At 51.4% G+C, this 26,959-nt stretch carries 24 protein-coding genes; 23 read left to right on the top strand and 1 reads right to left on the bottom strand.

The window, feature by feature from the left end:
* Nucleotides 1-45: 45 nt before the first annotated feature.
* The 22 genes from PUP29_RS11035 to PUP29_RS11140 all read left to right on the top strand — a co-directional run bounded on the left by PUP29_RS11035 (nucleotide 46) and on the right by PUP29_RS11140 (nucleotide 25,121).
* Complete coding sequence (locus tag PUP29_RS11035; RefSeq protein WP_353423332.1) at nucleotides 46-1,038, top strand: LacI family DNA-binding transcriptional regulator; 993 nt, start codon at nucleotides 46-48, stop codon at nucleotides 1,036-1,038.
* Between the two features lie 74 nt (nucleotides 1,039-1,112).
* The gene (locus tag PUP29_RS11040; RefSeq protein WP_079545791.1) at nucleotides 1,113-2,261 is read left to right on the top strand and encodes a uroporphyrinogen decarboxylase family protein; all 1,149 of its coding nucleotides are present in this window, start codon (nucleotides 1,113-1,115) and stop codon (nucleotides 2,259-2,261) included.
* Between the two features lie 208 nt (nucleotides 2,262-2,469).
* Nucleotides 2,470-3,501, top strand: a complete 1,032-nt coding sequence (locus tag PUP29_RS11045) for a LacI family DNA-binding transcriptional regulator (RefSeq protein WP_079545790.1) — start codon at nucleotides 2,470-2,472, stop codon at nucleotides 3,499-3,501.
* Between the two features lie 127 nt (nucleotides 3,502-3,628).
* On the top strand, nucleotides 3,629-4,849 hold the full coding sequence (locus tag PUP29_RS11050; protein WP_079545788.1) for an L-rhamnose isomerase: 1,221 nt from the start codon (nucleotides 3,629-3,631) through the stop codon (nucleotides 4,847-4,849).
* Between the two features lie 4 nt (nucleotides 4,850-4,853).
* Nucleotides 4,854-5,909: a uroporphyrinogen decarboxylase family protein gene (locus tag PUP29_RS11055; RefSeq protein ID WP_079545786.1), complete on the top strand. Its 1,056-nt coding sequence runs from the start codon at nucleotides 4,854-4,856 to the stop codon at nucleotides 5,907-5,909.
* 278 nt (nucleotides 5,910-6,187) lie between these two features.
* On the top strand, nucleotides 6,188-6,952 hold the full coding sequence (locus tag PUP29_RS11060) for an MBL fold metallo-hydrolase (RefSeq protein ID WP_079545785.1): 765 nt from the start codon (nucleotides 6,188-6,190) through the stop codon (nucleotides 6,950-6,952).
* A gap of 33 nt (nucleotides 6,953-6,985) precedes the next feature.
* Nucleotides 6,986-7,876, top strand: a complete 891-nt coding sequence (gene garR, locus PUP29_RS11065; protein WP_079545783.1) for a 2-hydroxy-3-oxopropionate reductase — start codon at nucleotides 6,986-6,988, stop codon at nucleotides 7,874-7,876.
* Nucleotides 7,877-7,894: 18 nt separating this feature from the next.
* The gene (locus PUP29_RS11070; RefSeq protein WP_079545782.1) at nucleotides 7,895-8,941 is read left to right on the top strand and encodes a thiamine pyrophosphate-dependent dehydrogenase E1 component subunit alpha; all 1,047 of its coding nucleotides are present in this window, start codon (nucleotides 7,895-7,897) and stop codon (nucleotides 8,939-8,941) included.
* 18 nt (nucleotides 8,942-8,959) lie between these two features.
* Entirely contained in the window at nucleotides 8,960-9,952 is a 993-nt protein-coding gene (locus PUP29_RS11075) for an alpha-ketoacid dehydrogenase subunit beta (RefSeq protein WP_079545780.1), read from the top strand.
* Nucleotides 9,953-9,967: 15 nt separating this feature from the next.
* Nucleotides 9,968-11,503, top strand: a complete 1,536-nt coding sequence (locus tag PUP29_RS11080) for a 2-oxo acid dehydrogenase subunit E2 (protein WP_079545778.1) — start codon at nucleotides 9,968-9,970, stop codon at nucleotides 11,501-11,503.
* A gap of 9 nt (nucleotides 11,504-11,512) precedes the next feature.
* On the top strand, nucleotides 11,513-12,898 hold the full coding sequence (gene lpdA, locus PUP29_RS11085; RefSeq protein ID WP_079545776.1) for a dihydrolipoyl dehydrogenase: 1,386 nt from the start codon (nucleotides 11,513-11,515) through the stop codon (nucleotides 12,896-12,898).
* 98 nt (nucleotides 12,899-12,996) lie between these two features.
* The gene (locus tag PUP29_RS11090; protein WP_353423334.1) at nucleotides 12,997-13,152 is read left to right on the top strand and encodes a hypothetical protein; all 156 of its coding nucleotides are present in this window, start codon (nucleotides 12,997-12,999) and stop codon (nucleotides 13,150-13,152) included.
* Between the two features lie 104 nt (nucleotides 13,153-13,256).
* Complete coding sequence (locus tag PUP29_RS11095; protein ID WP_079545773.1) at nucleotides 13,257-14,096, top strand: sugar phosphate isomerase/epimerase family protein; 840 nt, start codon at nucleotides 13,257-13,259, stop codon at nucleotides 14,094-14,096.
* A 67-nt stretch (nucleotides 14,097-14,163) separates the two neighbouring features.
* Nucleotides 14,164-14,961 (top strand): SDR family NAD(P)-dependent oxidoreductase, encoded by a 798-nt coding sequence (locus PUP29_RS11100; RefSeq protein WP_353423336.1) that lies wholly within the window; start codon nucleotides 14,164-14,166, stop codon nucleotides 14,959-14,961.
* Between the two features lie 163 nt (nucleotides 14,962-15,124).
* On the top strand, nucleotides 15,125-16,129 hold the full coding sequence (locus tag PUP29_RS11105; protein ID WP_079545769.1) for a LacI family DNA-binding transcriptional regulator: 1,005 nt from the start codon (nucleotides 15,125-15,127) through the stop codon (nucleotides 16,127-16,129).
* A gap of 691 nt (nucleotides 16,130-16,820) precedes the next feature.
* Nucleotides 16,821-17,945 (top strand): sugar ABC transporter substrate-binding protein, encoded by a 1,125-nt coding sequence (locus PUP29_RS11110; RefSeq protein WP_353423337.1) that lies wholly within the window; start codon nucleotides 16,821-16,823, stop codon nucleotides 17,943-17,945.
* A 95-nt stretch (nucleotides 17,946-18,040) separates the two neighbouring features.
* Nucleotides 18,041-19,531, top strand: coding sequence for a sugar ABC transporter ATP-binding protein (locus PUP29_RS11115; RefSeq protein WP_353423338.1), 1,491 nt, complete (start codon nucleotides 18,041-18,043; stop codon nucleotides 19,529-19,531).
* Nucleotides 19,531-20,517, top strand: a complete 987-nt coding sequence (locus PUP29_RS11120) for an ABC transporter permease (protein WP_079545764.1) — start codon at nucleotides 19,531-19,533, stop codon at nucleotides 20,515-20,517. Before PUP29_RS11115 ends, PUP29_RS11120 begins: the two co-directional genes overlap by 1 nt.
* Nucleotides 20,518-20,647: 130 nt before the next feature.
* Nucleotides 20,648-21,973 (top strand): hypothetical protein, encoded by a 1,326-nt coding sequence (locus PUP29_RS11125; protein ID WP_079545762.1) that lies wholly within the window; start codon nucleotides 20,648-20,650, stop codon nucleotides 21,971-21,973.
* 75 nt (nucleotides 21,974-22,048) lie between these two features.
* On the top strand, nucleotides 22,049-22,858 hold the full coding sequence (locus PUP29_RS11130; protein ID WP_079545761.1) for an SGNH/GDSL hydrolase family protein: 810 nt from the start codon (nucleotides 22,049-22,051) through the stop codon (nucleotides 22,856-22,858).
* A 214-nt stretch (nucleotides 22,859-23,072) separates the two neighbouring features.
* Nucleotides 23,073-23,432, top strand: coding sequence for an L-rhamnose mutarotase (locus PUP29_RS11135; protein WP_353423340.1), 360 nt, complete (start codon nucleotides 23,073-23,075; stop codon nucleotides 23,430-23,432).
* A 372-nt stretch (nucleotides 23,433-23,804) separates the two neighbouring features.
* The gene (locus PUP29_RS11140) at nucleotides 23,805-25,121 is read left to right on the top strand and encodes a hypothetical protein (protein ID WP_353423342.1); all 1,317 of its coding nucleotides are present in this window, start codon (nucleotides 23,805-23,807) and stop codon (nucleotides 25,119-25,121) included.
* A gap of 75 nt (nucleotides 25,122-25,196) precedes the next feature.
* On the opposite strand, the gene PUP29_RS11145 is transcribed toward PUP29_RS11140, so the two are convergent.
* Nucleotides 25,197-26,081, bottom strand: coding sequence for an AraC family transcriptional regulator (locus PUP29_RS11145; RefSeq protein ID WP_353423344.1), 885 nt, complete (start codon nucleotides 26,079-26,081; stop codon nucleotides 25,197-25,199).
* Nucleotides 26,082-26,280: 199 nt separating this feature from the next.
* Between PUP29_RS11145 and PUP29_RS11150 the strand changes: the two genes are divergently transcribed.
* The gene (locus PUP29_RS11150; RefSeq protein ID WP_353423346.1) at nucleotides 26,281-26,928 is read left to right on the top strand and encodes a hypothetical protein; all 648 of its coding nucleotides are present in this window, start codon (nucleotides 26,281-26,283) and stop codon (nucleotides 26,926-26,928) included.
* Nucleotides 26,929-26,959: the final 31 nt, after the last annotated feature.

Below are 26,959 nucleotides of genomic sequence, written 5' to 3' on the forward strand. Positions count from 1 at the left end.
GGGGCCGTTTTGCGCTCCCGCAGCGATGACCCATGGGGCGCTGCGATGAGCACGATCTACGATGTAGCAAGGCTGGCCGGAGTCTCTAAAACGACGGTCTCCAAAATTTTGAGCGGAAACAAAAATGTGCGTCCGTCGACACTGGAAAAAGTGAACGCGGCGATGCAGGCGCTCGATTATGTGCCGAATGGCTTCGCGCAGGGAATGCGGCGCAATGCAACGCACACGATCGCCGTACTGCTGCCCGAACAGTATAACTATGGTTATATGGAGATATTGGCGGGTGTCGAAAGCTGTGCGAACCGCAGCGGGTATATGACGTTCGTATGCTCGACGGGAAAAGACGGACGGTACGAGGAGAAATATCTGCGGGAAATGGTGCGGCGGCGCGTAGATGGCATTCTCTATTTCACCTATCGCCGAAATACGAAAAGCCTGAACTATCTGGAACGGATATCAAGGGATATTGCAGTCGTTGTGATGGACAATGTACTCAAGGGAGAACGGCTCGATTGCGTCCGGGTGGACGGGCAGGCTTTGACGAAACAAGCGGTGTGCTGTCTTGCGGATAAGGGGTGCAGGCGTATCGCTTATATTCGCGGATTGCATGGTTATGACGCGACGGCGGAACGGTTCCGCGGTTATTTGGACGGGCTTGATGCGAGAGGGCTTGCGTTTGATGTCCGGCTTGTGGAAGCGGCGGAATTTACGATGGAGGGCGGTGCGCAGGCGGCGTGCCGTCTGATGAGACAAAAGCCGGATGCGCTTATAGCGGCGACGGATATGCTGGCGCTCGGCGCGCTCGATTGGTTTGGAAAAAACGGGGTGAATGTGCCCCGGGACGTCCGGGTGATCGGCTTTGACGATATACCGCTTTGCCTGTGGAGCCGGCCGCGCCTTTCAACCATCTCGCAAAATCAGCGCATGCTTGGGGAAACAGCCGTAAAGCGCTTGCTTGCCCGCATGAGCTCGCCGGAAGAGGAGCCGTTCACGCTTCTTTTGGGCGGCGGGCTTGTTTTGCGGGAAACAACAGGATAACGAAAGCATAGCGGATGCTGTGTTTTTTATAAGACAAAAGTGGTAACGATACCATTTAAAGGGGAGGGAAAACAATGAGCTTTGGAAGTGGATTCTTAACGGAGCGGGAACGGTTTTTGAATCAGCTGCGCTATAAGCCGGTCGACCGGGTCACGATGTGGCCTCCGCTCGACGTGTGGGCGACAACGTGGAAGCGCTGGGCGCAGGAGGGCCATACGAATATGTTCGCGGAGCAGATCGGGGAGCACGGCGGCGCGGGCGATCTCAGCTTTTGGGATTATTTCGGGTGCGACCGTCAGGATGAGGTAGGCATCTATTACGGTTTTTCTCCGGGATTTGAATATGAAAAGCTGGGGGAAGACGAAACGACCGTTACGTTCCGTAACCACGAGGGGATCGTCATGCAGGAGCTGAAAGAGGGACGGGAGACCTCTATGCCGCATTGGCTCGATTTTCCCATCAAAACGCGGGAGGATTTCCGAAAAAACCTGTATCGGTGGGAATTGAATTTTGAGCAGCGCTTTCCGGAAAATTGGCAGGACAAATGCAAGCTGTGGAAGCACCGGAGCATTCCGCTGCGTATGTGGGCGGATCGCGAGGGCGGCTTCTTCGGGCCGCTGCGCAATCTGTTCGGCATTGAGACGCTTTCCTATCTGTTCTATGATGATATTGCTTTCATAGAAGAGGTGCTCGACCAGAAGGTGGAATGCATGACGCGCATCATCAACCGGATTTGGGAGGATACGGATTTCGATTATTTTGTGTTCTGGGAAGATATGTGCTATAAAAACGGGCCGCTGCTTTCGCCGGAGATGTTCAAAAAATATCTGGTGCCCCGCTACCGGAAGATCACAGACCTGCTGCGCAGCAAGGGGGTGGACCTGATCTTTGTGGACAGCGACGGAGACGTCACCAAGCTCGTTCCGCTTTGGCTGGAAGCGGGCGTGAACGGCATCCTGCCGTTTGAAGTACAGTGCGGCATGGACGTCAACGCGTTCCGCCGGGAATACGGCAAAGAGCTGCTCATGATGGGCGGCATCAATAAACGCGCGCTCATCACGGGCGGAAAGGATATCGACGACGAGCTTCGGCGCGTAGCGCCGCTCGTCGAGGAGGGCGGCTATATTCCGTGGCTCGATCACTCTGTGCCGCCGGATGTCAGCTATGATAATTTTCTTTATTATATGGACGGACTCCAAAAGCTGTGCAGCGGAAGATTATGACCGGCAATGCTCCGGCGGTGTTTTCTGCCGGAGCAGAGTTCATTTTACGCTGAAGCGGGAAAGATTTCTGAAAATAACGTAAAATAGGATGAAAAATGAATTTTTAATGGGATTTTATCAAAATCGGTTTGACAAAGGCTGAAATATCCCATATACTCTGATTAAAAGGTTTTAGTAAGGCATATCAAAGACCGTAAAGGATATTCCGATGGCAGGAAAGAAAGTAAAAAAACCTACGATGGTCGATGTAGCCGCGAAAGCGGGCGTCACGATCGGAACAGTATCGCATGTGATCAATAAAACGGCGCCTATTTCCGATGAAACGACGGAACGGGTCTTAAAGGCGATCAAGGCGCTTGACTATAAGCCCAATTCGATCGCGCGGGCTTTGCGCACCAAAAAATCCTATGTGATCGGTTTTCTGCTCCCGGATGTAACGAACGACTTCTATTCTCCGGTCCTAAGCTCGTTTATAGACAGCGCACATCAGGACGGCTATACGGTCCTCGTGGTTAGCTATCAATACAGCAGTAAGCGGGAAGAGATAGAGATGGAGCGCCTTGCGGATAAAAATGTAGACGGCATCCTCCTGTTCAACGGCTGCGGAGATGTTGCACTGCTCCGGCGTATGCAGGCGGAGGGGATCCCAATCGTCATTGCGGACCGCAGAGTGGACGAATTGGAGCTTCCCACTGTGGAATTCGACAATGTCGAAACATGCAGTAAGGTAATCGGCATGATGTGTAAAAAAGGCTATAAGCGTATCGGCTTCCTTTCCGAATCCACGCGGCTGAGAAACCTGAACGACCGCTATGAGGGCTATAAAAAAGGACTTGTGGAAAATGGGCTTCAGGTAAATCCGGAGCTTGTCTATATCAGCGAAGATATGGAAATGAACAATCTTGAAAAAGGATATGCGTATATCAAGCGCATATTGGAAAATACAGAACGCGAAAATCTTCCCGATGCGATTTTTGCAACGACGGATCTTCTGGCGATCGGCGCAGTACGCGCCTTTAAAGAAGCGGGCTTCCGCATTCCGGAGGAGATCGGCGTCGTCGGGTTCGATAATATCGCGTTTACCGATTTCATCGAGCCAAAGCTTACGACAGTAGAGCAGGATAAGGTGCTGATGGGCCGCATAGCGTGGGATATCATGAAAGCGACTCTTGCAGGCGAAGAAGGGGAAGTAAAACACGTCATTCTTCCGCAGAAGATCATTATCAGGGAATCCTGCTGAATTTTCAATGGAGAACAGCTTCATCATCAACGCTTCCAACCGCCGCAGGCGGTGATTGATAAGGTGGGCTATTAAAACGTTTTAACGAAATAGCCCGAACGAAAAAAGGCACAGGGGGAAAGAAGAAATGAGCGAACGTTTCAAACGGCTTGCAGACAGTCTGGCAGAGAAAGGCGTGGACGTGAACGCGGTACTGACGCGTTTAAAGGCACAGGTGATCGAGCTTCCGTCGTGGGCGGTAGGCAATTCGGGCACGCGCTACGGTACGTTCCGCGAGGAAGGCTCCGCGCGTACAATATGGGATAAGATAGACGACTGTGCGGAAATACAGCGGGTCCTCGGTATTACGCCTGTTATGGCGTCCCATGTTGCATGGGATGTGACGGAAGACGGGCAATATGCGCCTGTGCGCAAATATGCCGAGGAAAAGGGCCTTAAGATCGGGACCGTACATCCGGATGTGTTTTCGCGGCAGGAATACATTTTCGGAAGCATTTGCAGTCCCAAGCCGGAAGTACGGGAGTTTACAAAACAGCATTTTCTCGACTGCGTCCGCGTTGCGCGGGAAATGGGCTCCAAAGTGATCGGCATGTGGGTCGCGGACGGAACGAACTATCCGGGGCAGGACAGCCTGCGCGAGCGCAAGCACCGCTTGTACGAAGGCCTGAAGGTGCTATATGACGCAATGGACGAGGATATGAAGCTCGTGATCGAATATAAGCCGTTCGAGCCGTTTTTCTATACGACTGACATAGCGGACTGGGGCATGTCCATGCTCATGTGTAATAAACTCGGCGAACGTGCGAAGGTGCTTGTAGACCTCGGCCATCATTTGCCGGGCGTCAATATCGAGCAGATCATTTCGACGCTGCTCGATGAAAATATGCTGGGCGGCTTCCACATGAACAACAGGCGATATGCAGACGACGACCTCATTACGGGAACCGTCAATCCAATGGACCTGTTCCTGATCTATAAGGAGATCATCGACGCAGAACAGGACGGCGTCAAAACGGATATCACCTATATGCTGGATCAGTCGCACAACATCGAGCCAAGCATCGAGGGAATCATCTATTCTGTCATGAATGCCCAGACTGCTTACGCACGGGCGCTTATCATCGACCGCACTGCGCTGAAAGAAGCGCAGGAAGCCTATGACGTAGTGGGCGCGAATAAGATCGTGATGGATGCGTTCAATACGGATGTGCAGCCCCTGATCGAGGAGGCGCGCATAGAGCTCGGGCTTTCCGATACGGATCCGCTCCGCAACTACCGGCAGGGCGGACACGCCGAAAGAATACGTAAGGAGCGCGGCTTTGACGGGATCAATACACTGGGAGGTTGAATCAATGACGGGAAAAGAAAGGATACTCACCGCTTTAAAAAGACAGCAGCCGGACCGCATACCCACCATGGAATGGGTGCTGAACCCCGATGTGACGGAGGCGATCACCGGGGACCGCGATCAGATCGCTTTTGCGAAAAAGATGGGCGTGGACGCGGTGGCGGTATCGCTGAATTACACAAAAGAAAAAATAGATGACCGGCACTTTGTGGATGAATGGGGCGTAACGCGCATCAGCTATGACGAATATCCCACGCCCGTAGGCTATCCAATCAAAGACGAGAACGATTTTAAAAATTTCAAGGTGCCGGATCCGGATGCGGAATACCGCTTTGATTCGATCAAACAGGCGCTCCGGGAAGCAGACGGGGAAATAGGCGTGGTAGCACGTGTAAAAGACATCTTTTCCCTGCCGCGCGACATGATGGGATTTGAAGATTTTCTGATGTCTTTCTATCTGCAACCCGAACTTGCGGCCCAGCTGATGCAGATGTGTGTGGAACACAGCACGCGCATCGGCCATAATCTGCGGGAGCTCGGCATAGAGGTCGTGGTAGTAGGAGACGATATCGCCAACAATACGGGACTTCTGATGCGGCCGGAGATGTATGTAGAACAGGTATATCCGCACTTTAAGCAGCTCGTCCAAAATCTGAAGAAAGAGGGGCTGTATGTCATCAAGCATTCAGACGGCGACCTCCGCGCGGTATTGCCCGAGCTTGTGGACTCCGGGATCGATTGTCTCGACCCCATAGACCCGCTTGGCTCTATGGATATTGCCTACATGAAAAAAACGTACGGCGGCAGGATAGCCCTGAAAGGGAATATCGACTGCGTGAAAACGTTGGTGGAAAAACCACTTGCAGACGTACGCAAAGAAACGGCGCGCTGCATTCTGGATGCTTCGGCAGGCGGCGGGCATATCATCTCGTCCAGCAATTCCATCCATAAAGGCATCGCCCCGGACAATTATAAATATTTTCTGGAGCAGGTCTGCGAGCTCGGCGTCTATCCGCTGGATACGCAGGCGCTTGAGAAGATTGCCAATGGTGAAATATAATTAAACTAAAATAAATTATCTTTATAAAAACGGACTGACCGGTTGAAAACGACGGAAACAGTCCGTTTTTATTTTGAGAAAAATACAGATCATGTTTAGATTGAGAAAAACACAGATATAATTTCGCTTTTTTGATATATAATTTTACTATTTTGGCATTTTGGAAAAAAGAATTGACAAGCAGAACATCGCTTGTTAAAATTAGTTTAACGTTAAACAAAAATCTCGAAAGCACAAACAACAGTTATCTCTCGGAACAAAACTTGAAGGAGGAAAATATGGCAAAGTTTCAATTTTTAGGATTTGCGTCTTTCCTGATCACGACGGACGACGGAACCACGATCCTCATTGACCCGTATATTGACGACAATCCAAAAGCGCCGCTGAAAACGGATGATTTGCCGAAGATCGACCTCATACTGGTCAGTCACGGCGCATTCGACCACATGAAGGATACGCCGAAGATCGCGCTGCGCGACGGCAGCAAGATCATCTGCGGCGGGGAGACGATGAACCTGCTCATCGATCAGGGCGTCCCGAAAGAGCAGATTACCAACAGCGTGTGGGGGCTGACGGTCGAAGAATGCGGGATCCGGGTGAGGCCGGTGGTAAGCATGCACCGTTCCTCCGTAAGACTTTCCAACGGCACGGCGATGGACGGCTTCTCGCTCGGCTTCATCATTTATCTGCCGGACGGCACGCGGGTATACAACGCGAGCGATACGGCTCTGTTCTCCGACATGAAGCTGATCGGCGAGCTTCACAAGCCGCATGTCGGCCTGATGAACGTAACGATCGAAAACTGCTTCGATTTCCTGCCCGAATTTCTGACCGGCGAGATGACGCCGTATGAAGCGGCGCTTGCCTGCCAGTGGCTGCATCTTGATTACGCAATAGCATGCCATTATGCGGATAAGGACAACGACGACGTGCGCGAGTTCGAGCGTCTCCTCAACCTGATGAGGGACCAGAACGGCGCCGAAGCGCCGAAGCCGGTCGTGCTGGATCCGGGCGGAATATTTGAATATCCGGTCAAAAAGTAAAAGAGCATTCCATTTGAAAAAGGAGAAAATAATATGTCAAAAGTAGGGTTTATCGGTCTTGGAATCATGGGAAAGCCCATGGCGAAGAATTTGGTAAAAGCGGGCTATGATCTGATCGTTTATGATATCGTAGACGCGGCGGTGAAAGAGCTCGGAGAAGCGGGCGCGCAGACGGCGGCTTCCATTGCGGAAGTTGCACAGGCGGCAGACGTCATCGTGACGATGCTGCCGAATTCCCCGCATGTAAAGGAAGTCGTTCTCGGTGCGGGCGGCGTACTGGAAAATGCGAAAGAGGGAACGATCGTCGTGGACATGAGCTCCATCTCTCCCATCGCATCGCAGGAGATCGCTGCGGAATGCAGCAAGAAAGGCGTAACGCTCCTCGACGCTCCGGTATCCGGCGGAGAACCGAAAGCGATCGACGGCACGCTCGCGATCATGGTGGGCGGCGACGAGGCGGCTTTCAAAAAAGTAGAGGAAATGCTTCTTAAGATGGGATCGTCTGCGGTACTGGTAGGCGGGATCGGGAGCGGAAACGTGACCAAACTGGCAAACCAGATCATCGTGGCGCTCAACATCGCGGCCATGAGCGAGGCGATGGTGCTCGCAACAAAGAACGGCGTAGACCCGGAAAAGGTGTATAACGCCATTCGCGGCGGCCTTGCAGGCTCTACGGTGCTCGATGCTAAAATGCCGATGGTTTTAAGCGGCAATTTCAATCCGGGCTTCCGCATTGAACTGCACATCAAAGACCTGCAGAATGCGCTCGACTGCGCGCACGCAGTCAATTCACCCATACCGCTGACGGCGGAAGTAATGGAGATCATGCAGGCGCTGAAGGTCGCAGGCATGGAGAAAAACGATCACGACGCGATCATCCGTCATTATGAGAAACTGGCGGGCGTGGAAGTCAGAAGAGATTAAAGCAAAAGGGGAAAAATCATGGATAAGAAAACACAGGCTTATGTAAAACAAACATTGCCGGCACTCAAGGAACTGAAGGCGCCTGAGGGGATGTCGCTTGACGAACAGAAGCGGATGTACCGCCAGATGTGCCTCATCCGGGAATTCGACTCTCAGGTAAAGACTTTGTGGATGAAAAATGAGATCTACGGCCTCGCGCATTCCTATGTAGGCGCAGAGGCGATCGCGGTAGGCGCATGCGAAAACCTGAATAAGGATGACTTCATTACCTCCACTCACCGCGGACACGGCCACACCATCGCAAAGGGCGCGGACGTACGTGCGATGATGGCAGAGCTTCACGGAAAGTATGAGGGCCTCAACCGCGGAAAAGGCGGTTCGATGCACATTGCAGACGTCGATATCGGAATGCTGGGCGCAACGGGTATTGTAGGAAGCGGTATGCCGATTGCGATCGGCAGCGCGATTTCGGCAAAGGTACTGAAAAATAACCGTGTTACTATCTGCTTCCACGGCGACGGCGGCACGAATCAGGGCGTATGGCACGAATCCATCAACATGGCAGCTGCATGGAACCTGCCGGCGATTTTCCTGATCGAAAACAACCAGTATGCGATTGCGACCAAGCTCGGCTGGGTCGCGAAAGAGACAGACCTTTATAAGCGCGCGATCGGCTATGGCATCGAGGGCGTACAGATCGACGGCTTCAATGTATTCGACGTATACAACGCGGTGAAAAAGGCGGTGGAAAAGGCAAGAAGCGGCGGCGGCCCCACGCTCATCGAAGCGCGCTACATCCGCCTGCTCGGCCACTTTGTAGCAGATGACCAGTGGTACAGAGACCTGAAAGCAGACGAGATATTCTGGGAATACGAGCCGATCAAGCGCATGAAAGAATATTTCATCAGCAACAAACTTCTGAGCGAAGAAGAGGTAGACGCGATCCAGCAGGATGCGATTGCAGAGATCGCAGACGCCATTCAGTACGCGCAGAACGAATGTACGGAACCGCCGGCAGATACGCTTTATGACGATATCTATGCAGACGGCGAGATCATCTACTAAGGTTGGGAGGAACGAAACATGGCAGTCATAACCGTAAGACAGGCATTAAACGATGCCTTTAAGGAAGAAATGAAAATAGACCCTACGATTATTATGATGGGGTGCGACATCGGTGTGCGCGGCGGCCCGTTCGGCATCACGCTCGACCTGATGAATATGTATGGAAAAGACCGCGTGATCGATACGCCTATTTCCGAGCCCGCATTTGTGGGCGCATGTGTGGGCGCGGCGGCAACGGGGCTCCGCCCGGTGGCGGAGGTCCTGTATTCGGACTGGATCACGCTTGGTATGGACCAGCTCGTCAATATGGCGGCAAAAATGCGCTATATGTTTGGCGGAAAGGTTCATATGCCTCTCGTAGTACGTGCTCCGTTTGGTGCGGGCGGCGGCATTGCGGCGCAGCATTCCCAGTCGTTCGAAGCATGGTTCAACCATGTCCCGGGCTTCAAGGTGGTCGCGCCGATCGAGCCGTATGACGTAAAGGGAATGATGAAAACGGCGCTCCGCGACGACAACCCGGTTATCTTCTTCGAGCATAAGAGAAGCTATCAGCTCAAGGGCGAGGTTCCGGACGGCGAAGAGGGGGAGAACTATACGGTCCCGTTTGGAAAAGCGGCTGTTCGCCGCGAGGGTACGGATGTTACGATCGTCGCTTATTCCATGATGGCGATCCGTGCAAAGAAAGCTGCGGAGGAGCTCGCAAAGGAAGGAATTTCCTGCGAAGTGATTGACCTCATCTCCCTGCTGCCGCTTGATTACGAGACAGTCATGAATTCTATCGCCAAAACGAACCGCGTCGTTGTGTGTCAGGAGGCAAACCTCCGTGGCGGAATGGCGGGAGACATCGTTTCCGAAATTATCGACAGAGGCTTCGATCTTCTCGATGCGCCGCCGGTGCGCGTAGGCGCCCTGAACGTTCCGATGCCGTATAACAAGGGCCTTGAAGACCTGTGCATCCCGAATGAACAGAAGATCAAGGATGCAGTATACAAGGTTCTCGACAACAAATAAACAGAGGGTAGGATTATGGCAAGAAAAATGGCTTTGCCTAAAATAGGCGTAAACATGACGGAGGCCGTTATCGCAAAATGGCTTGTAAAGCCGGGCGATAAGGTAAACGAGGGCGATCCGATCATAGAGGCGGAGACGGATAAGTCTACGCAGGAGATCTATGCGACGGAAAGCGGGATCGTTGCGAAACTCCTTGCAGACGAGGGCCAGACGGTGGAGTGCTATTCAGACATCATGGTGCTTGTAGACGAGGGTGAGGAATATCAGGAAGAAACAGCGGAACCCCAAAAAGAGCAAGCCGCTGCTCCTCAGGCGGGCGTGCGCAGGATGCAGCTCCCTAAAATAGGCGTAAACATGACGGAAGCCGTTATCGCAAAGTGGCTCGTAAAGCCGGGCGATAAGGTGAACGAGGGCGATCCGATCATAGAGGCGGAGACGGATAAGTCTACGCAGGAGATCTATGCGACGGAAAGCGGGATCGTTGCGAAACTCCTTGCAGACGAGGGCCAGACGGTGGAATGCTATTCGGATATTATGGTGCTCGTAGACGAGGGCGTAGAATATAAGGAAGAAGACCTTCCTGAAAAAGCGGAAGAGCCGAAAGCGCAGGAGGCTGCTTCTCCTGCAGCACCTGCTCCGGCTCCGATCGCATCGGCGGCTCCGGCTGTGGTGCCGGCAGGAGCGCGCGTTAGGATCTCTCCTCTGGCGAAAAAAATTGCCAAGGAAAACGGGATCGATTTCCGTCTCGTCCCCCCGGAAACACCGGGCGGACGGATCGTGAAAAAGGATGTACTGCGCTTCCTCGAAAGCGGTGGCGCAGCGGCAGCGAACGCAGCGGGGGCGGCAGTGCCGGCGGCGGAGTACGAGGATGTGCCGATGCCGAATATCCGGAAGGTGATCGCGAAATCGATGCACGCGTCGCTGTCGGAAATGGCGCAGCTGACGCACTCGTTCTCGTTCGACGCGACGCAGATCATGGCATACCGCAAGCTCGTGAAAGAGAACGCGGAAAAGCTTGGGCTGGCGAACATCACGTTCAACGATATCATCCTGTACGCGGTATCGCGCGTGCTGCCGAAGCACAAGGACCTGAACGCACATTTTCTCGGAGACAAGATGAGATACTTCACGGACGTGAACCTCGGTATGGCGGTAGATACGCCGAGAGGGCTGCTGGTGCCGACGATCTTTGGAGCGAACAAGCTGTCGCTGAACGAGATCGCGCTCAAGGCAAAGGAGCTTGCGAAGCAGGCACAGGAGGGGACGATCTCGCCGGACCTTTTGAGCGGGGCGTCGTTCACGGTATCGAACCTCGGAACGTTCGGGGTAGAGCACTTCACACCGGTGATCAACCCGCCGCAGACGGGCATCTTGGGAGTGAACAATATCCAGACGCGTCTTAAGATGGTGGACGGGGAAGCGGTGCCGTATCAGGCGATGGGGATATCGCTGACGTACGACCACAGGGCGCTGGACGGCGCGCCGGCGTCGCGGTTTGCGCAAGAGCTGTGCAGGACGCTGGAGAACTTCATGGCGCTTTTGGCGAAATAAGGAGTTGTTATGGCAAGTTATGATGTGATCGTGCTGGGCGGCGGCCCGGGCGGCTATGTGGCTGCGATCAAAGCGGCGGTCAGCGGCAAAAAGACGGCGCTTGTGGAAAAAGAGAATCTGGGCGGCGTATGCCTCAACTGGGGCTGCATCCCAACAAAATCCCTGTTGCGGAACGCAGAGATCGTGCGGGACCTTTCGGAGGGAGACAAATTCGGATTTTCGGTCGGAGAAGTGAGGACAGATTATGCGGCTGCGCAAAAGCGCAGCCGCGAGGTAAGCGCGCGGCTCGTCAAGGGGATCGAATACCTGATGAAGAAAAATAAAATCACGGTATATCGGGATTCCGCATCCTTTTCGGGGAAAAAAGAGCTTTCCCTTGCCGCCTCCGGTGAGAAACTAACAGCGGAAAATATCATCATCGCTGCGGGCAGCAAGCCGTTTGCGCTTCCGATGCTCGATTATTCGATGCCCAATGTGCTGGATTCGAAAAAAGCGCTGCAGGTGACGCAGGTACCGGAAAGTATTATAATCATAGGTGCCGGGGCGATCGGAATGGAATTTGCGACGGTATTCCGCTCCTACGGCGCGGAAGTGCATATCGTAGAAATGCTGCCCCGCGTACTTCCCAATGAAGACGCGGAGGTCTCCGCACTCGTTGAAAAGGAATTCAGGAAAAAAGGCTTTGATGTACACACCGGTACGAAATTGACCGGAGTGAAAAACGACGGGAAAACAGTCCGCGCGCAGTTTGAAAAAGATGGAAAGATGTTCGAACTGCAAAGCAGGGCTATCCTTGCGGCGACGGGAGTCCGTCCGAATACGGAGGGCTTGAACCTCAAACTTTACGGGATCAAAATGGACCGCAGGGGTTATATCGAGGTCGACGGGAACATGTGCACAAGCGTTCCCGGGATTTATGCAATAGGCGACGTAACGGGCAAGCTGGCGCTCGCACATACGGCAAGCGCGCAGGGAATGCGTGCGGTGAACCATATTTGCGGAAAAGCGGGTGAACCCATCAACTATCATAATATTCCGAAATGCACCTATGCCGTGCCCGAGGTGGCAAGCGCAGGGCTTACGGAAGCAAAGGCGCGGGAGGAAGGCTATGATGTCGGAACGGCCGTATTTCCTTTGTCTGCAAATGGAAAAGCGATTTCCTACGGGGATGATACGGGCTTTGTTAAACTGGTCTATGACAAAAAATACGGTCAGCTTCTTGGTATGCACATGACGGGCATTCATGTCACGGAAATGATTTGGGGTGCCGTTGGCTATCTTGGAATGGAAATGACGGTCGAAGAGATGGCGGAGGTCGTCCATCCGCATCCAACGGTCAGCGAGGCCATTATGGAAGCGGCGCATATTGCGAACGGAGAAGCCATCCATATTTAATGAACGCTGTGGGGCGGCGCACGGGCTTGAGCCGCGCGCCCGTTCCGCACAGCATCCGGAAAGCTTTTTCCGGACGGCTCGGTTTAGGAGGAAATACTATGGCGATCGAACGGAATCCGGAATGCACAGAAACAGTGTGTCCGGTTTGCGGCATAAGATTATGCTATGAAGATGGGGTTTGCTTCTGCCCGGCGGAATATTGCGGCTGGAAATGCAGCAAATGCAGGGAAGAAGCAGAAAAGAAGGAGTCATAAACGGTCTATCGTTCCAGCCCGGTGGAAAAGCGCTGCGGTCGCGCGTTTTTTTGCCGCGGCTGAGGCGGCCGTTTTAGAAAACACCAGCGAAAGGAGTCGTTTGAATGAAATACAAATTTGCAAGTGCAGATTTCACGTTCCCGCTGCTCGAGCATGATAAGGTGATCAAGCTGATCGGGCTTCTTGGGTTCGATGGGATCGATATCGGACTGTTTGAAAACCGCGGACATCTCCAGCCATCGGCCGTATTCGGCGATGCGGCGGGCAACGGACGGCTGCTCAGGGAAAAAACAGATGATGCAGGCATCGTAGTTGCAGATGTATTCCTGCAAAGCGATGTAGACTTTGAGCCGAAGGCGATCAATCACCCGGATAAAGAGATACGCAAGGGCGTGCGCGATTGGTTCCTGAAAACGCTGGAGTATGCGAATGCCTGCGGAAGCAAGCATGTTACCTGCCTGCCGGGCGTATGCTTTGCAGGGGAAGACTATGAGACCTCGTTTGTTCGCGCAAAGGAGGAATTGGCGTGGCGTGTGGAGCGCGCGAAAGAGGCGGGCCTCATTTTTGGAACAGAGGCGCATACCGGTTCCGTGGCCGATACGCCTGCGCGTGCGGAAAGGCTTGTGCGGGAAGTGCCGGGGCTCACGCTTACGCTCGATTATACGCATTTTGCCATCGAGGGCATACCGGACAGCGAAGTGGAGCCGCTGATCAAATACGCCTCTCATTTCCACGCACGCGGCGCAGCGAAAGGCGTTCTGCAGGCGGTGATCGGGGAAAATACGATCGACTATCCGCGCATCGTTGAAGTGATGCAGCAGGTAGGCTATGAGGGCTTTATCGGCGTAGAATATATCTGGATGGAATGGCAGAATGCCAACCGGGTAGATAATATCTCCGAGGGGATACAGCTTCGGAAAGTGATGGAAGCCGCAATGAAATAGGCTCAGCCGGCAGCCGCGCAGAATGTGGCGCGGCATAAGCGGCGGAAAGATAAAAGGAGGAATTGACATGGCAGGAAAGCTTGAAAATAAAGTTGCGTGGGTAAGCGGGGCAAACAAAGGGATCGGCGAAGGCATCGCGCGTTTATATGCCGCGGAAGGGGCAAAGGTAGCGATGATCGGCCGCACGGTCTCCGAAGGCGAAAAGATCGCGCAGGAAATTAAAGAAGCAGGGGGAGAAGCATTCTTTTTCCGGTGCGATGTCACGAAGGAAGAAGACATCAAGGCTTCTATCGAAGAAACGGTGAAGCGGTACGGCACGGTCGATATTCTCGTCAATAACGCAGGGATCGTTGATGTAAAAATGCTGCATGAATATACAGTAGAGGATTGGGATTGGGTCATGGACCTCAATGTGCGCTCCATATTCCTTTCCTTTAAATACGCGTTTCCATATCTGAAAGAACATGAACACAGCTATGTGGTCAATCTGGGCTCCATCTCGAGCTTTGTCGGACAGGACTGTACTCCGGTCTATACCACCTCCAAAGGAGCGGTGCTGAATCTCTCTAAATCCATCGGGCTCGACTATGCGCGCTATGGTATCCGCTGCAACTGTGTATGCCCGGGCATTACGGAGACGCCCATGCTGCGGACGCACCTGAATGCGGAAAAAGACCCGGAAGCGCATTATAAAAACAGGCTGCGCCGCGTACCTCTCGGACGTCAGCTTTATCCGGACGATATCGCAAAATCGTGCCTGTTTTTTTCGTGCGAGGATTCGGCGGGCGTAACGGCGGCATCCCTCATTGTGGACGGCGGCTATCTTGCCTGTGCGGAATGGGATACGGCAAAATATGACGATTGATCGCGGCAGTGGATTTTTTGCACGAAAATTTAAGAATATTGCGGAAAAATACTGTGCCTCTGCGATCCGAAGCTATTGACATAAATAGTTTATTTTAGTACGATTTAACTAAAAATAAACTAAAGCTTTCTGGCGAGGGGATCTGCCCGGAAAGGAGCGTTCGGTGCCGAAAAAAGTAGTTACCTTAAAAAATATAGCCGAGGAATTAGGGCTGTCGATCACAGCGGTCTCCAAAGCGCTGCGCGGAGAGCCGGGGATCGGCAGGGAAACCGTGGAGCGCGTAAAAGAGACCGCGAAGCGGATGAATTATATGCCGAATTCGGTCGCAAAAAGCCTGCGCACCAATACGACGAAAACGTTAGGGCTCATTGTTTCCGACAGCTCCTTTTCCTTTTTTACGCCCGTGATCGAAGGGGTGGAAAAAGCGGCGGCGGAATATGGATATAATATCATCCTGTGCAACGCTTATTCCAATGAGGAAAAGGAAAAGGAATCGGTGCGTATTCTTGCCAATAAGCGTGTGGATGGGCTGATTCTCGCTGCCTCGATGCTGAATGGGGAAGACCATCGGGAATTTTTGGATTCCTTTGGGATACCGTACGTGTTTGTGATTCGGAAAAGCGAGAGCGATCAGAGCGACTATGTGGTGAACGACAACATAAACGGCAGCTTCCAAATGGTGGATTATCTGATCAAAACAGGCTCGAAGAATATTTATTTTATCAATATCTATGAGAAGATCATGTCGTATTCAGACAGAATGGTGGGCTATAAGCGCGCGCTCGCGGAAAACGGCATCGAATTTGACGAACGCTTTTTATATGGCGCGAAGCCTGCAGTGGAAGACGGATATTCGGCAATGAAGAGGATACTTGCGTCCGGAGGCGACGTCGACGCGGTGTTCTGCGGCTGCGACGTCATTGCTATCGGGGCGATGGAGGCAATCATAGAGGCAGGCCTTAAGATACCGGAGGATATTCGTGTCGCAGGCTATGACGATATCGAATATGCGGCCTATCTGCGGGTCCCGCTTACGACCGTGCGCCAGCCGAAATATAAGATCGGCAGGATGGGAACGGAGATCCTGATCGATAAGATACAGGGAAAATTTGAGGAACGGCAGAATATCGTTCTGCGTCCGGACCTTGTCCTGCGCCATTCTACCTGAAAAAGAGAGTTGCTGTGTCAGCGCGCAATAGACGGCTGTTTTAGGGTAGGCCGCTTTCGTCAGCGCATGATAGTGTCGCCGGAGGCTTGGAAGATTCGATTCTATTTTGCGAAAAAAAGATAAAAATATAATAATCTTGTTGCAAAATTATAATTTTAAAGTATATGCGTTGAAATATCATTGACAAGATTGTAATTATGCTTTATGATTTAAAAAACACAAGACAACATAGAATTTCAAGGGTGGAAGAATCATTACAGAAAAGAAATAAAAAATGGTTGACAAGATATTCTTTTTGGAATAAAATAAGTTTAACGTTAAAGGAACATTTTGTCTGATGCGAAACGTATAAAAATTTGACCACAAAAAAACGCGCCTTTTTATGCGCGTAATGGTAACTATATTGTGGCGGTTATCAAGGTATTAATTTTTAACCAGTAAAGCAGGAAGAACACGGAACAGTCTGTAAAGGGAGACTGTGCTTTACACACAAAGGCGTTTAGCCGAATTCATCATTGGCATACTGATTCAAAAACAAAAGTGAAAAAAAGAAAAGGAATTTTACGTATTACCGGCGAAACTAAAACGTTTTAATTAATGCTAACGCAGCTAAAACGATTTAATGGTTTATCTGCCTCGAACGGCAGATAAAGAAAAATAGACGCAAATAATAAAACTGGGAGGAAAAGAAATGAAGAAGATCACAGTAGTAGTAGCAGTAGTACTGGTTGCATTGTTCGCTTTCGCGGCATGCTCCGCACCTGCAGCTGAGCCCTCTGCTTCGACCGAGGCTTCCGCGGAAGCATCGACGGAAGCAACCACAGAGGCTTCTGAGGAAGCCAGCGAACCGGCGGCAGATGGAGACGCCACCTGTGTCATCGGCCTCAATGCCGGCACAGAATCGAACCAGTTCCACAGCGACGTAAACAACAGCATCAAGAACGTTGCGGCGGAAAATGGTGTGGAAGTTCTGTATGCGGTATCCGAATTCGATGCCGGACAGATCATCCCGAAAGTGGAATCTCTGCTTCAGCAGGGCGCGAACGTCATCGTTGACTTCAACGTGAACGGTCAGGTTGGCGGCAACCTCATCGATGTTGTTAAGGAAGCGGGCGGCAAGGGCGTCATCGGCGTTGACGTGGAATATATTTCCGCAAGCGGCGAAAAAGCGTGGTTTATGGGCGCAAACAATCAGGTAGCTGGCGAGCTCTGCGGTCAGGCGATTGCGGACTATGCGCTTGAGAACAAAGACGGAAAAGTCGAATATCTGGTTCTGTTCTACAACTCTGAGAACGGCGACGAAGTGAAAAAGAGAATGAGCGGCGCAATCGACGGTCTGAAGAGCAAGGGCATCGAGGTTCCGGAAGAGAACATCGAATATATCGACCTCGGCGGCGGCGGTTCCGAAACGACGATTCAGGGCCGTGACAAAATGACGGCATGGCTGACGGCTCACCCGGACGCCCACAGCGTAGGCGTGGTCGCAGTCAATGACGAAACGACGACGGGCGCTTTGGCAGCGGCTGAGACGCTCGGACGTCAGGAAGACTGCATCTTTGCTTCCCACAATGTAAGCCAGGTATACATCGATGCGGCTCTGTCCGGCGACCTGTATGAAGGCTACACCGGTTCCGTTGCCTACTATCCGGAGCGCTACGGTGAATACATCGTTCCGCTTGCAATGGATATTGCTTCCGGCAAAAACACAGATCCCGAAGAAAAGATCACAGTCGACCATGTATTCATCACACCGGATATGGTAGAAGAATATAACAAAGAATACGAAGAATATAAGGCTGCATGGACGATCAAATAAGAGTCCGGCTTGAAGCAAAGTAAAGGGGGAACGGCCGCCGCGTGGCGCGGCGGCCGTTTTCATGAAGAAATTCCAAACAAATTAGGGGAGAAACTATGGGTAGCGAATACAGGCTTCAGATGAAAGGTGTTACAAAGCAATTCCCCGGTGTGCTTGCGCTTGACAATGTCGATTTAGAGGTGAAAGCAGGAGAGGTGCTCGCACTGATCGGCGAAAACGGCGCCGGAAAATCCACAATGATGAAGATACTCTCCGGTGCGCTTGTGAATGACCAAGGAGAGATCTATCTGGACGGAGAGCTGGTCCCGCCGGAAAAGAATGCGCGGGAACGCCTCGATATGGGGATTGCGATCATATATCAGGAACTGAATTATTTGGATGAGATGACGATTGCCGAGAACCTTTTTATGGGAGAACTGCCCGTAAAAGGCGCTTTAAAGACAGTTGACTACAAAAAACTGAAACAGCAGGCGCAGGAACTGCTGAAACGGTTCGATCTGCCATACGATCCGTTCACAAAGGTCGGGAACCTGACGACGGCGGAAAAGCAGATGATCGAGATCCTGCGTGCGGTTTCCAAAGACGTCAAAGTGCTTGTTATGGACGAGCCGACGTCCTCCCTTTCGGAAACGGAAGTGCAGGAATTATATGGATTTATCAAAGATCTGGCCTCGAGAGGCGTAGCGATCATATATATTTCGCATAAGCTGGATGAAGTGTTTGCTGTGACAGACAAAATTCAGGTCATGCGCGATGGGAAACGGGTAGGCTATCTCAATACTAAGGATACCACGGAGGAAGAGCTGGTCGAACTGATGGTCGGCCGCGAGGTATCGGATATGTATCCCAAGGTAGAGGCGGAAATCGGCGACGTGATCCTCGAGGTGAAGCATGTCGACTGCGAGATCGCACACGATATCAGCTTTGAGGTACGCAAAGGCGAGATTTTAGGTCTGTTCGGACTGCTCGGCTCGGGGCGTACGGAAGCTGTGGAGGGCATCCTCGGCAAGAAGGAAATGACGGCCGGAGAGGTTTATGTGGAAGGCAAAAAGGTCACGATCAAAAATATGATCGACGCCAAAAAGTACGGCCTTGCCTATGTGCCTGCCAGCCGGAAAGACGAAGGCCTTGTCCTGATGCACTCGGTACGCAACAACACGTCGATCACAGTCTTGGACCAGCTTGGCGGGATCATCGATAAGAAAAAAGAAACGGCGATGATCGATCAGTGGATCCGGAAGCTGCAGATCAAAACACCGTCGCCGGATGTGTCGGTGGATTCCCTTTCGGGCGGCAACCAACAGAAAGTCGTTTTGGCCAAGTGGCTGGCGGCAGACCCGAAGGTGCTCATCGTTAACGAGCCGACGCGCGGCATCGACGTAGGCGCGAAGGTAGAGATCTATAAGCTGTTGGAGGAGCTTTGCCAGCAGGGCATCGCGGTCGTTATGATATCGTCTGAATTGCCGGAGACCGTCGGTATTGCCGACCGTATCCTCATTTTCAAGGAGGGCGAGATCAAAGGTGAATTCAATCGGAGAGATTTCACACAGAAACAAATACTACAAATTGCGGCAGGAGGAGAATAATGAGTACGAATGAGGCTGCTTTGCGGCAAAGAAGCTTTAAAGAAAAAATGGGGAGCATGGGCAATAATCTGAGTCTTATTATTGCGATCATCGGCCTGTGCATCGCGATGAGTATCGCATCTCCGCACTTTTTTACATTCAATAACATGATGAATATCCTGCTCGCCTCGGCGATCACGCTCATCCGGGCGTCCGGTGCGACGATCGCTATGATCACGGGCGGCATGGACCTTTCGCAAAACTCGGTAGGCGCGATCGCCGGCGTTGTCTGCTCGACGGCGTCCCTTTCCATGGGCGCTCCGCTTTGGGTCGTGATTCTGATCGGCATCGGCGTAGGCCTTGGCTTTGGCGCCATCAACGGCGTGCTGATCGCTTATCTCAAGATCAATCCGATCATCACGACCATTGCGACGATGCAGATATTCCGCGGCATCGCGTGGCTGATCACAGACGTGACCCTGCAGGTTTCTGATAAATCATGGATCTTCATGGGCCGCGGTTACATCGGAGATTTGGTTCCGGTATCGGTCATCATCGCGTTCGGTTTCTTCTTCCTTGCGTTCTTCCTGCTGAAGTATACGCGGTTCGGACGTCAGGTATATATGGTCGGCGGTAATGAAGTGGCGAGCCGTCTGTCCGGTATCAATGCGAACAAGGTGAAATTCATCTGCTACCTGATCAGCGGACTGGCAGCCGGCTTTGCGGGCATGCTCGTCGCAGGACAGGTTGGCGCGGCTCTGCCGCAAAACGGCGACGGTACTGAAATGGATGTTATCTCAGCCATCGTCCTTGGCGGACTTTCCCTCTCGGGCGGCCGCGGTTCCATGGTAGGCACGCTGCTTGGTATTCTGGTCCTCCAGATCGTCGCCAACGGCCTGCAGCTTCTGTCCGTTTCCCAGTATCTGCAGTGGGTCATCACAGGATGCATTTTGGTACTCGCAGTCCTGATAGACGTTATCCGCAGCGGAGCGCTCAAGAAACAGTGATTTGTTCCAAGACACAAGATTGGCGGGGGGCGGCGTTCGCCCCCTGTTGTTTCTGTAAAGATGCGTGGGGAGATGCATCTGCGGAAATTCTATTTTTTGAAACGGCTTTGACGGAAAAGTGGGGAGAAAAATGGCGGAGAAATATCAGATCTATACAAATCAGCAAACGGTAGAAGACGTAGGCAGACTTGAGATCAAACCTACAGAAAAAGAGACGGCGAGGCTCAGAAATCTTGCGGCGCGTTATTCGGAGATCGCGCAGAGCGACGATATGAAAATGAAAAAGCGCCAGTGGACGGCACTGCGCGATTTAAAGCCGGAACGGCCGATGATCCTGTTCGAAACGTTTTCGGTCACGGGCTTTGTAAGGGAAGACGAACTGGAATGTGAAGATCCTTATCTTAGAAATGCGGAAAAAACATTTCTGCATGCGATCAAGCAATATGAGCTCGTGCAGGACGATATCGTGCTTGAAAACTATTTTCAGCTTGCGTGGCGCGTGATTCGTTCGGATTACGGCGTAAAGATCGTCGAACATCATGCGGAAGATTCTATGGGCTATATGTCCAATTTCCCGATTGGAACGCCGGAAGACCTTGAAAAGCTGCGTCCGCGCACATTTTATGTGGACCGGGAGCGCACGCTTGGATTCAAGCAGACTCTGGAGGAAATATTCGGAGATATCCTGCCCGTACGAGTGGGAAATTATGACAATTTTTTCCCGGATCTTGGGTTCAATCCGTTTTGCGGGAACAATGCGCCTGTCATCACGATGGACCTCTTTAAGCTTGTGGGCAACGACAATCTGATGTTCTGGCCCTACGACCATCCGGAGGCTCTGAAACAGCTGATGGACTTCCTGATGGAAGACCGCCGGCGCTTCGTGCGGTGGCTTCAGGATGAAAAAATTATGGCGCTCAATACGGACAACCAGTTTGCGGGGCCGTCCGGCTATGGCTATGTATCCGAGCTGCCCGGCGTGGAAAGCGGCGCGGAGCCTGTTCCGAAAAATTGCTGGACATGGGTCGAGTCGCAGGAAACGAATCTGTATTCGCCCGATATGTTTAACGAACTGTTCCTGCCCTATTTAGCGGAGTTTGCGAATATGTTCGGCCTTGTGACCTATGGCTGCTGCGAGCCGGTGGACGACCGCATTGAATATATCAAAAAGGCGATCCCGAAGCTTCGCACGGTTTCGGTATCGGGTTGGAACAATTTTGAGAGTGTCGCAGAAGCGCTGGGAAAGGATTATGTATATTGCCGGAAACCGAATCCGGCCTACATCAGCGGAGCGGACCGCAATTGGGACGGTATGCGGCAGGATATCGGGCGTACGTGGAACTGTACGAAAAACCAGCCGGTCGAGTTTATTGTGCGCGACGTTTATGACGTTGCCGGGGATATCGGACGTATTCCCGAATGGGTAAAAATGGTCAAGGACACAGTGGGCATCTGACGCAGACCTGAAAGGCCGTCTGGCGGCGGCGTTGTCTGTTTTTGCGTTGGAAGCGGAAAGCGTGAGGATGGAACCATGTTTGAAAGTGAATTCAATTTAAGCTTCAATCTGCATAAGGCCTATACAGATATCGGGCTCCGGGATGATGATAAGGTGAAAATGTCCTGTATCTATGATATTCCTCTGGATCAGATAGACGGCGTACTGGAAGGCTTTGAGAAATGTAATCGGGAAAATATGGAAGCGGTGCTGCACGAATACGGCACACCCGAGGTGAATGCGGAAAAAGAATTCCGTATCGCTTATCTCGGCGATTCCATCACGAGCTACCGCATGAGCCACCGTTGCATCATGCAGCGGCTCCTTGCGCCCTATGAAAATATTTTCATCAAGGATTTTTCGATTGCCGGGCTGAAAGTGAGCGATCTCTTTACGGCGTTTTATCCGGGCATCAATGATTTTGCGCCGAATATCGCGGTCATGATGATCGGTACGAACGATATGCGCATCACAGACGACGAATATCAGTATACGCATACGCCCGTTGAGCATTTTGCACGGGATTATGCCTATCTTGTTGAAAAGCTTGGGAAAATGGGGTGCAAGGTGATCGCCATCACACTGCCGCCGTTCTGTATGGAAAAGATGAAACCCGCCCTTGCCGGGTGGGAGATACTCTACCGCAGGGATGTGCAGAAAGAGTATGACGATGTGATCATTGAGACCGCGCGGAAAAACGGCGCGGTGCTCGTCGATATGCGGGCGGAATATGAAAAATATGACCCGGCGGATATCACGATCGAAGACGGACTGCACCTGAACCCAAAGGGACATGGGATACTGATCCGAAAGGTGTTCCCTGAAATGGCGAAGCTGCTGAAGTAGCATGCCGCCAAGAACCATAAAAATATAGGTTTTGGATTTGAGCGTCGCAGGCCCGGCCTGCGCGATACAGCTCATCCATCCATGAAAAAGGCGCTCTTGAGCAGGATAGCTTCGGGCGCCTTTTTCCATGCAAAAATCTGAAATTTTTAAGCAATTTATTTGATTGCCCCGGGAGGAAAAGGGTTTTATAGTGAAAGAAAAGGAGGGTGATACTATGCAGAGAGTGTTTATGAAAATGCAGGTAAAGCCGGGCGGCGAAAAAGAATATGTCAGGAGGCATGCCCTGTTGATGAACCGGGAAGCGGACGGGAACGCGACGCCGGAAGAGCTCGAACTATGCCGGGAAACGTGGCGGGTCCACAAAGAGGCGGGGATCAGAAATTATAGTATCTTCATGATCGGCACGGCGTTGTATGCCTATTTTGAAGCGGAAGACTATCAAAAGACGCTGGATATCATCACGAAGAGTGAGGCGGGGCAGCGCTGGCAAAGCTATATGGACGGATTCCTTGTACAGGAGGACGGCGTTCCCGTGATGGAGGTCTGTGTCGAGCCGGTTTTTTTTATGGAGTAACAATTCTGATTTCTTGGCATGCTTTTATCGCTGAGTTGTGCAGTGGAAATCAAAAAAATATAGTAATATTGCTGTATAATTTTACAATCAAATCTTTTCGGATATATTTGTTTGACATGCGGAAAAATAAATAATATCATGGTTTTAGAATCCAAGAATATTCAAAATCCTATTAATAAATATAAATATTTTGCAAAAAGTTTGCGGCTGCATGTGAGGAAAATACGCGGCGGCATGTATTATTCAAATAATCGGAGGAAATGAATCATGGCAAAATTGGAACCAAAGGTAACGCCGAAGATCGGTGTGATGTACACAGGACTGAAAGCCTATTGGCCGTAGTTCCCTGAATTTCTCGATATCGGGGCGAAAATGCTGGAACGCTATATGAAGCGGTTTGAACAGGTAGGGGAAGTCGTTCTGGAAAAATTTGTAGATACGCCGGAGCGTGCGGAAGAAGCCGGAAAGCGCTTTGTAGAAGAGGGGATCGATATTCTTTATATCCTGCCCTTCGGCTATACAACAGGCATGATTATCGTGCCTGCGGTTCGGGCGCTTCGCCCAGAGATACCGGTGCGGCTCCTCGTCACGCATGAGGATTCCACCTACGATCTCAAGACCGCATCTACAAGTGACTTCCTGCATCACAGCGGTATTTGCTGCGTACCGGAATATGCGAATATCCTCGTGCGGATGCACCGTAAATTCAAGGTGATCACCGGCCCTCTCAAGGACGAACGGTTCTGGACGGAGATCAAGCGGGATGCGATCGGCGCTGCCGCTGCGCGCGAATTCAAAAAACTCAACTTTGCGATCATTGGGGCTCCCTATACAAATATGACGGATATGCCGGCGGACGATCATAAGTTGATTACGGCGACGGGAAAAATGTTCGTACGTCCCGAGATCGAAGAATTTGAAGTGGAGTACAATAAAGTAACGGAAGACGAGATCAAAGACATGAACGCGCAGTTCCGTGATTTCTACGCAGTAGAAGACAACGTAACAGACGAGCACATGTACGAATCCGCGAAGATCGCTGTCGTCTACGACAAGATCATCAAACAGAAATATGATATCAGCGGCTACGGTTATTATTGGTGGGGTGTTTCCGATCTCTACACGCATCTGCGTGCACAGTCGACCATCGCAGGCTCCCGCCTTGCTTCCATGGGCCGCCCGGGCGTAACGGAAGGCGATGTCAAGACGGCAATGGCCATGAAGTTTATGGACCTCGTCGGCGCTGGCGGCATGTTCCTTGAGTTCAATACGATCGATTACGACAATGATTTTATTCTCATCAGCCACGACGGCCCGGTCAACTTCAACGTATCCGAAGGAAAACCGGTGCTTCAGCATCTGGATATTCAACACGGCAAGACGGGCCGCGGCCTCGGCGTAGACTTCAACCTGAAGAAAGGGCCGGTCACGCTGGTCAATATGACGCAGAGCGACCCGGACGTCGATACGTTCAAGCTGATCTATACGGTCGGAGAGGTCGTAGACGGGGATATCCTCCACGTCGGCAACCCGAACGGACGGCTGAAGATATCCAAGCCGATCCCGCAGTTTGTCAACGAGTGGTGTCAGGAAGGACCGCAGCATCATAATTCGCTCGGTATCGGGGATATTTCTCAGGAAGTGGAAGTGTTCGCAGAAGCAATGGGCTTCGCCTGCGTCCGTATTTAAGAAAAGCAAGAGAAAAGCAAACACAAACGTGCCCCGCTGTTGTGCGGGGCGCGTTTTGCGTACAGAGCAGCCGTCCTATTTGGAAACGTTCTGATATTGCTTGCGGAATTTCAGTGGGGTGACTCCCACCTTTTGCTTGAACATATTGATGAAATGGCAGGTGTTGTTGAACCCCACCGCCTCCGATATATCCGTAATGGTAAGGTCGGAATACTGCAAATATTCCTTTGCGTGGTTGATGCGGGTGTTGATGAGATATTCCACAGGGGAATAACCGGTATATTTTTTGAACTCCTTTGCAAAATGATATTTGCTGAGGCGCAGCTTGTCCGAAAAATATTCCAGATTCAGGTTCTCGGGAAAATGCGCGTCAATATCCGAAAGCGCCGCCTGAATGAACTGGGGCATGTTGATTTTAGGCGAAACGACTGCCCTGGCAGTAAACAGAAGCTCTGTCAGCAGCTCCACTAAAATGCGGGAGGTCAGAAATTCTGCGCCGATGCTTTTTGATTTGTTGGCAGACAGAAGCTTTTCCATCAGGAGCTGTATCTTTGGATTGCCCGAGGTATCGAGCACCGGAATATCTTTTGTCTTATATTGGGAATAATAGCCGCGCGCGGTGATGCCGTTGAACTGTACCCAGAGGATATGCCAGTTTCCTTTGGACTGCTTGCTGGTGCGGTGCGTATGCGGCTCCATGGAATCCACAAAGACAAGGTCGCCGGGCATAAGCTCATATTGCCTGCCGCCCGCCGTATACGTTCCCTGTCCGGCAAGCGTAAGCATGATCAAATAAGAAGAAATATTTTCCTGACAGGTATAATAATTGGAAGAAGCTTTGAAATATCCGAGCTCCTGCGCATATAAAAGAAAAGATTTTGTAAGCTCGCCGGGAGTATTGAAGATCCAAGTGGAATCTTCTGTCAGATCGGTAGTAAATTCCTTTGTTAATGTTTCCATATTTAAATTACTCCACAAGATATTTAAAAAAATAAACAAACTTTTCTATTGCTTCTTTTATTTTATCATATATAATAAAAGAATAAACAAAAAACATAAATTTTTCCTGCAATAAAACATAATTTATAGAGGTTTCAATGTTTTCCGGAAGCTTGTTTGGACGGGATTTACTAAAACGTTTTCATGAAAGGATAGTTGGATGGATACAACGGTGAAAAAACGGAAATCGGCAGTTGTTCTCGCGTGTATACTTCTTTTGGCATGCCTTGCCTTTTTTGTGACTTACGGCCTTTTCGTATATGGAGCTACGATGGGAGATGCGGTCACGCCTGCGCAGGTGGTATATACGTTCTATGCCTACGGCGGATTCACGGTGATATGCCTTGCGGCTGTGGCGGTGATCGCGCTTTCCAAAGCAAACAAAAAGGCGGTGTATATCCGTATTTTTCTGTGGGGCATTATTTTGTTAGCCTACCATTTCGGCGCGCAGTTTTTCGTGAATATATTCAATTTTGCCCTCATGACATTCCAGCAGGGGTTGATTTATGTATCGGAATATATTCCGAGCCTATGCCTTGTGGCAACGCTGATCGCAGTCCTTTGTCAATGGAATGCGGAAGACAAAAAGCTTGCGCGCGCCATATCGTGGGTAGGGCTTTTGGCCTCCGCGTTTCTGTCGGGATGGTTCATTTACTATAAACTGACCTCTTTAGCCTTTACAGATGTGGCGATCGTCTATGAAGCGCTGTTTGGGATCGCGCATGCGGTCGTCATTCCGCTTGCAATCGGTTTCCTGTTCAATGCCCTGAGAAATGAGGAGCTGTTTAAGAGAGCATTTCTGAAATAGGTTGCCAAACGGCAAACCGGTAAATGCTGCA

It is taken from the genome of Christensenella massiliensis (assembly GCF_040409835.1).
GTDB classification, from domain to species: Bacteria; Bacillota; Clostridia; order Christensenellales; family Christensenellaceae; genus Christensenella; species Christensenella massiliensis.

What these genes read in the sequence shown, in the direction of transcription:
- PUP29_RS11035 (WP_353423332.1), top strand. Translation starts at nt 46, where the DNA reads ATGAGCACGATCTACGATGTAGCAAGGCTGGCCGGAGTCTCTAAAACG.
- PUP29_RS11040 (WP_079545791.1), top strand. Translation starts at nt 1,113, where the DNA reads ATGAGCTTTGGAAGTGGATTCTTAACGGAGCGGGAACGGTTTTTGAAT.
- PUP29_RS11045 (WP_079545790.1), top strand. Translation starts at nt 2,470, where the DNA reads ATGGCAGGAAAGAAAGTAAAAAAACCTACGATGGTCGATGTAGCCGCG.
- PUP29_RS11050 (WP_079545788.1), top strand. Translation starts at nt 3,629, where the DNA reads ATGAGCGAACGTTTCAAACGGCTTGCAGACAGTCTGGCAGAGAAAGGC.
- PUP29_RS11055 (WP_079545786.1), top strand. Translation starts at nt 4,854, where the DNA reads ATGACGGGAAAAGAAAGGATACTCACCGCTTTAAAAAGACAGCAGCCG.
- PUP29_RS11060 (WP_079545785.1), top strand. Translation starts at nt 6,188, where the DNA reads ATGGCAAAGTTTCAATTTTTAGGATTTGCGTCTTTCCTGATCACGACG.
- garR (WP_079545783.1), top strand. Translation starts at nt 6,986, where the DNA reads ATGTCAAAAGTAGGGTTTATCGGTCTTGGAATCATGGGAAAGCCCATG.
- PUP29_RS11070 (WP_079545782.1), top strand. Translation starts at nt 7,895, where the DNA reads ATGGATAAGAAAACACAGGCTTATGTAAAACAAACATTGCCGGCACTC.
- PUP29_RS11075 (WP_079545780.1), top strand. Translation starts at nt 8,960, where the DNA reads ATGGCAGTCATAACCGTAAGACAGGCATTAAACGATGCCTTTAAGGAA.
- PUP29_RS11080 (WP_079545778.1), top strand. Translation starts at nt 9,968, where the DNA reads ATGGCAAGAAAAATGGCTTTGCCTAAAATAGGCGTAAACATGACGGAG.
- lpdA (WP_079545776.1), top strand. Translation starts at nt 11,513, where the DNA reads ATGGCAAGTTATGATGTGATCGTGCTGGGCGGCGGCCCGGGCGGCTAT.
- PUP29_RS11090 (WP_353423334.1), top strand. Translation starts at nt 12,997, where the DNA reads ATGGCGATCGAACGGAATCCGGAATGCACAGAAACAGTGTGTCCGGTT.
- PUP29_RS11095 (WP_079545773.1), top strand. Translation starts at nt 13,257, where the DNA reads ATGAAATACAAATTTGCAAGTGCAGATTTCACGTTCCCGCTGCTCGAG.
- PUP29_RS11100 (WP_353423336.1), top strand. Translation starts at nt 14,164, where the DNA reads ATGGCAGGAAAGCTTGAAAATAAAGTTGCGTGGGTAAGCGGGGCAAAC.
- PUP29_RS11110 (WP_353423337.1), top strand. Translation starts at nt 16,821, where the DNA reads ATGAAGAAGATCACAGTAGTAGTAGCAGTAGTACTGGTTGCATTGTTC.
- PUP29_RS11115 (WP_353423338.1), top strand. Translation starts at nt 18,041, where the DNA reads ATGGGTAGCGAATACAGGCTTCAGATGAAAGGTGTTACAAAGCAATTC.
- PUP29_RS11120 (WP_079545764.1), top strand. Translation starts at nt 19,531, where the DNA reads ATGAGTACGAATGAGGCTGCTTTGCGGCAAAGAAGCTTTAAAGAAAAA.
- PUP29_RS11125 (WP_079545762.1), top strand. Translation starts at nt 20,648, where the DNA reads ATGGCGGAGAAATATCAGATCTATACAAATCAGCAAACGGTAGAAGAC.
- PUP29_RS11130 (WP_079545761.1), top strand. Translation starts at nt 22,049, where the DNA reads ATGTTTGAAAGTGAATTCAATTTAAGCTTCAATCTGCATAAGGCCTAT.
- PUP29_RS11135 (WP_353423340.1), top strand. Translation starts at nt 23,073, where the DNA reads ATGCAGAGAGTGTTTATGAAAATGCAGGTAAAGCCGGGCGGCGAAAAA.
- PUP29_RS11140 (WP_353423342.1), top strand. Translation starts at nt 23,805, where the DNA reads ATGCTGGAACGCTATATGAAGCGGTTTGAACAGGTAGGGGAAGTCGTT.
- PUP29_RS11145 (WP_353423344.1), bottom strand. Translation starts at nt 26,081, where the DNA reads ATGGAAACATTAACAAAGGAATTTACTACCGATCTGACAGAAGATTCC.
- PUP29_RS11150 (WP_353423346.1), top strand. Translation starts at nt 26,281, where the DNA reads ATGGATACAACGGTGAAAAAACGGAAATCGGCAGTTGTTCTCGCGTGT.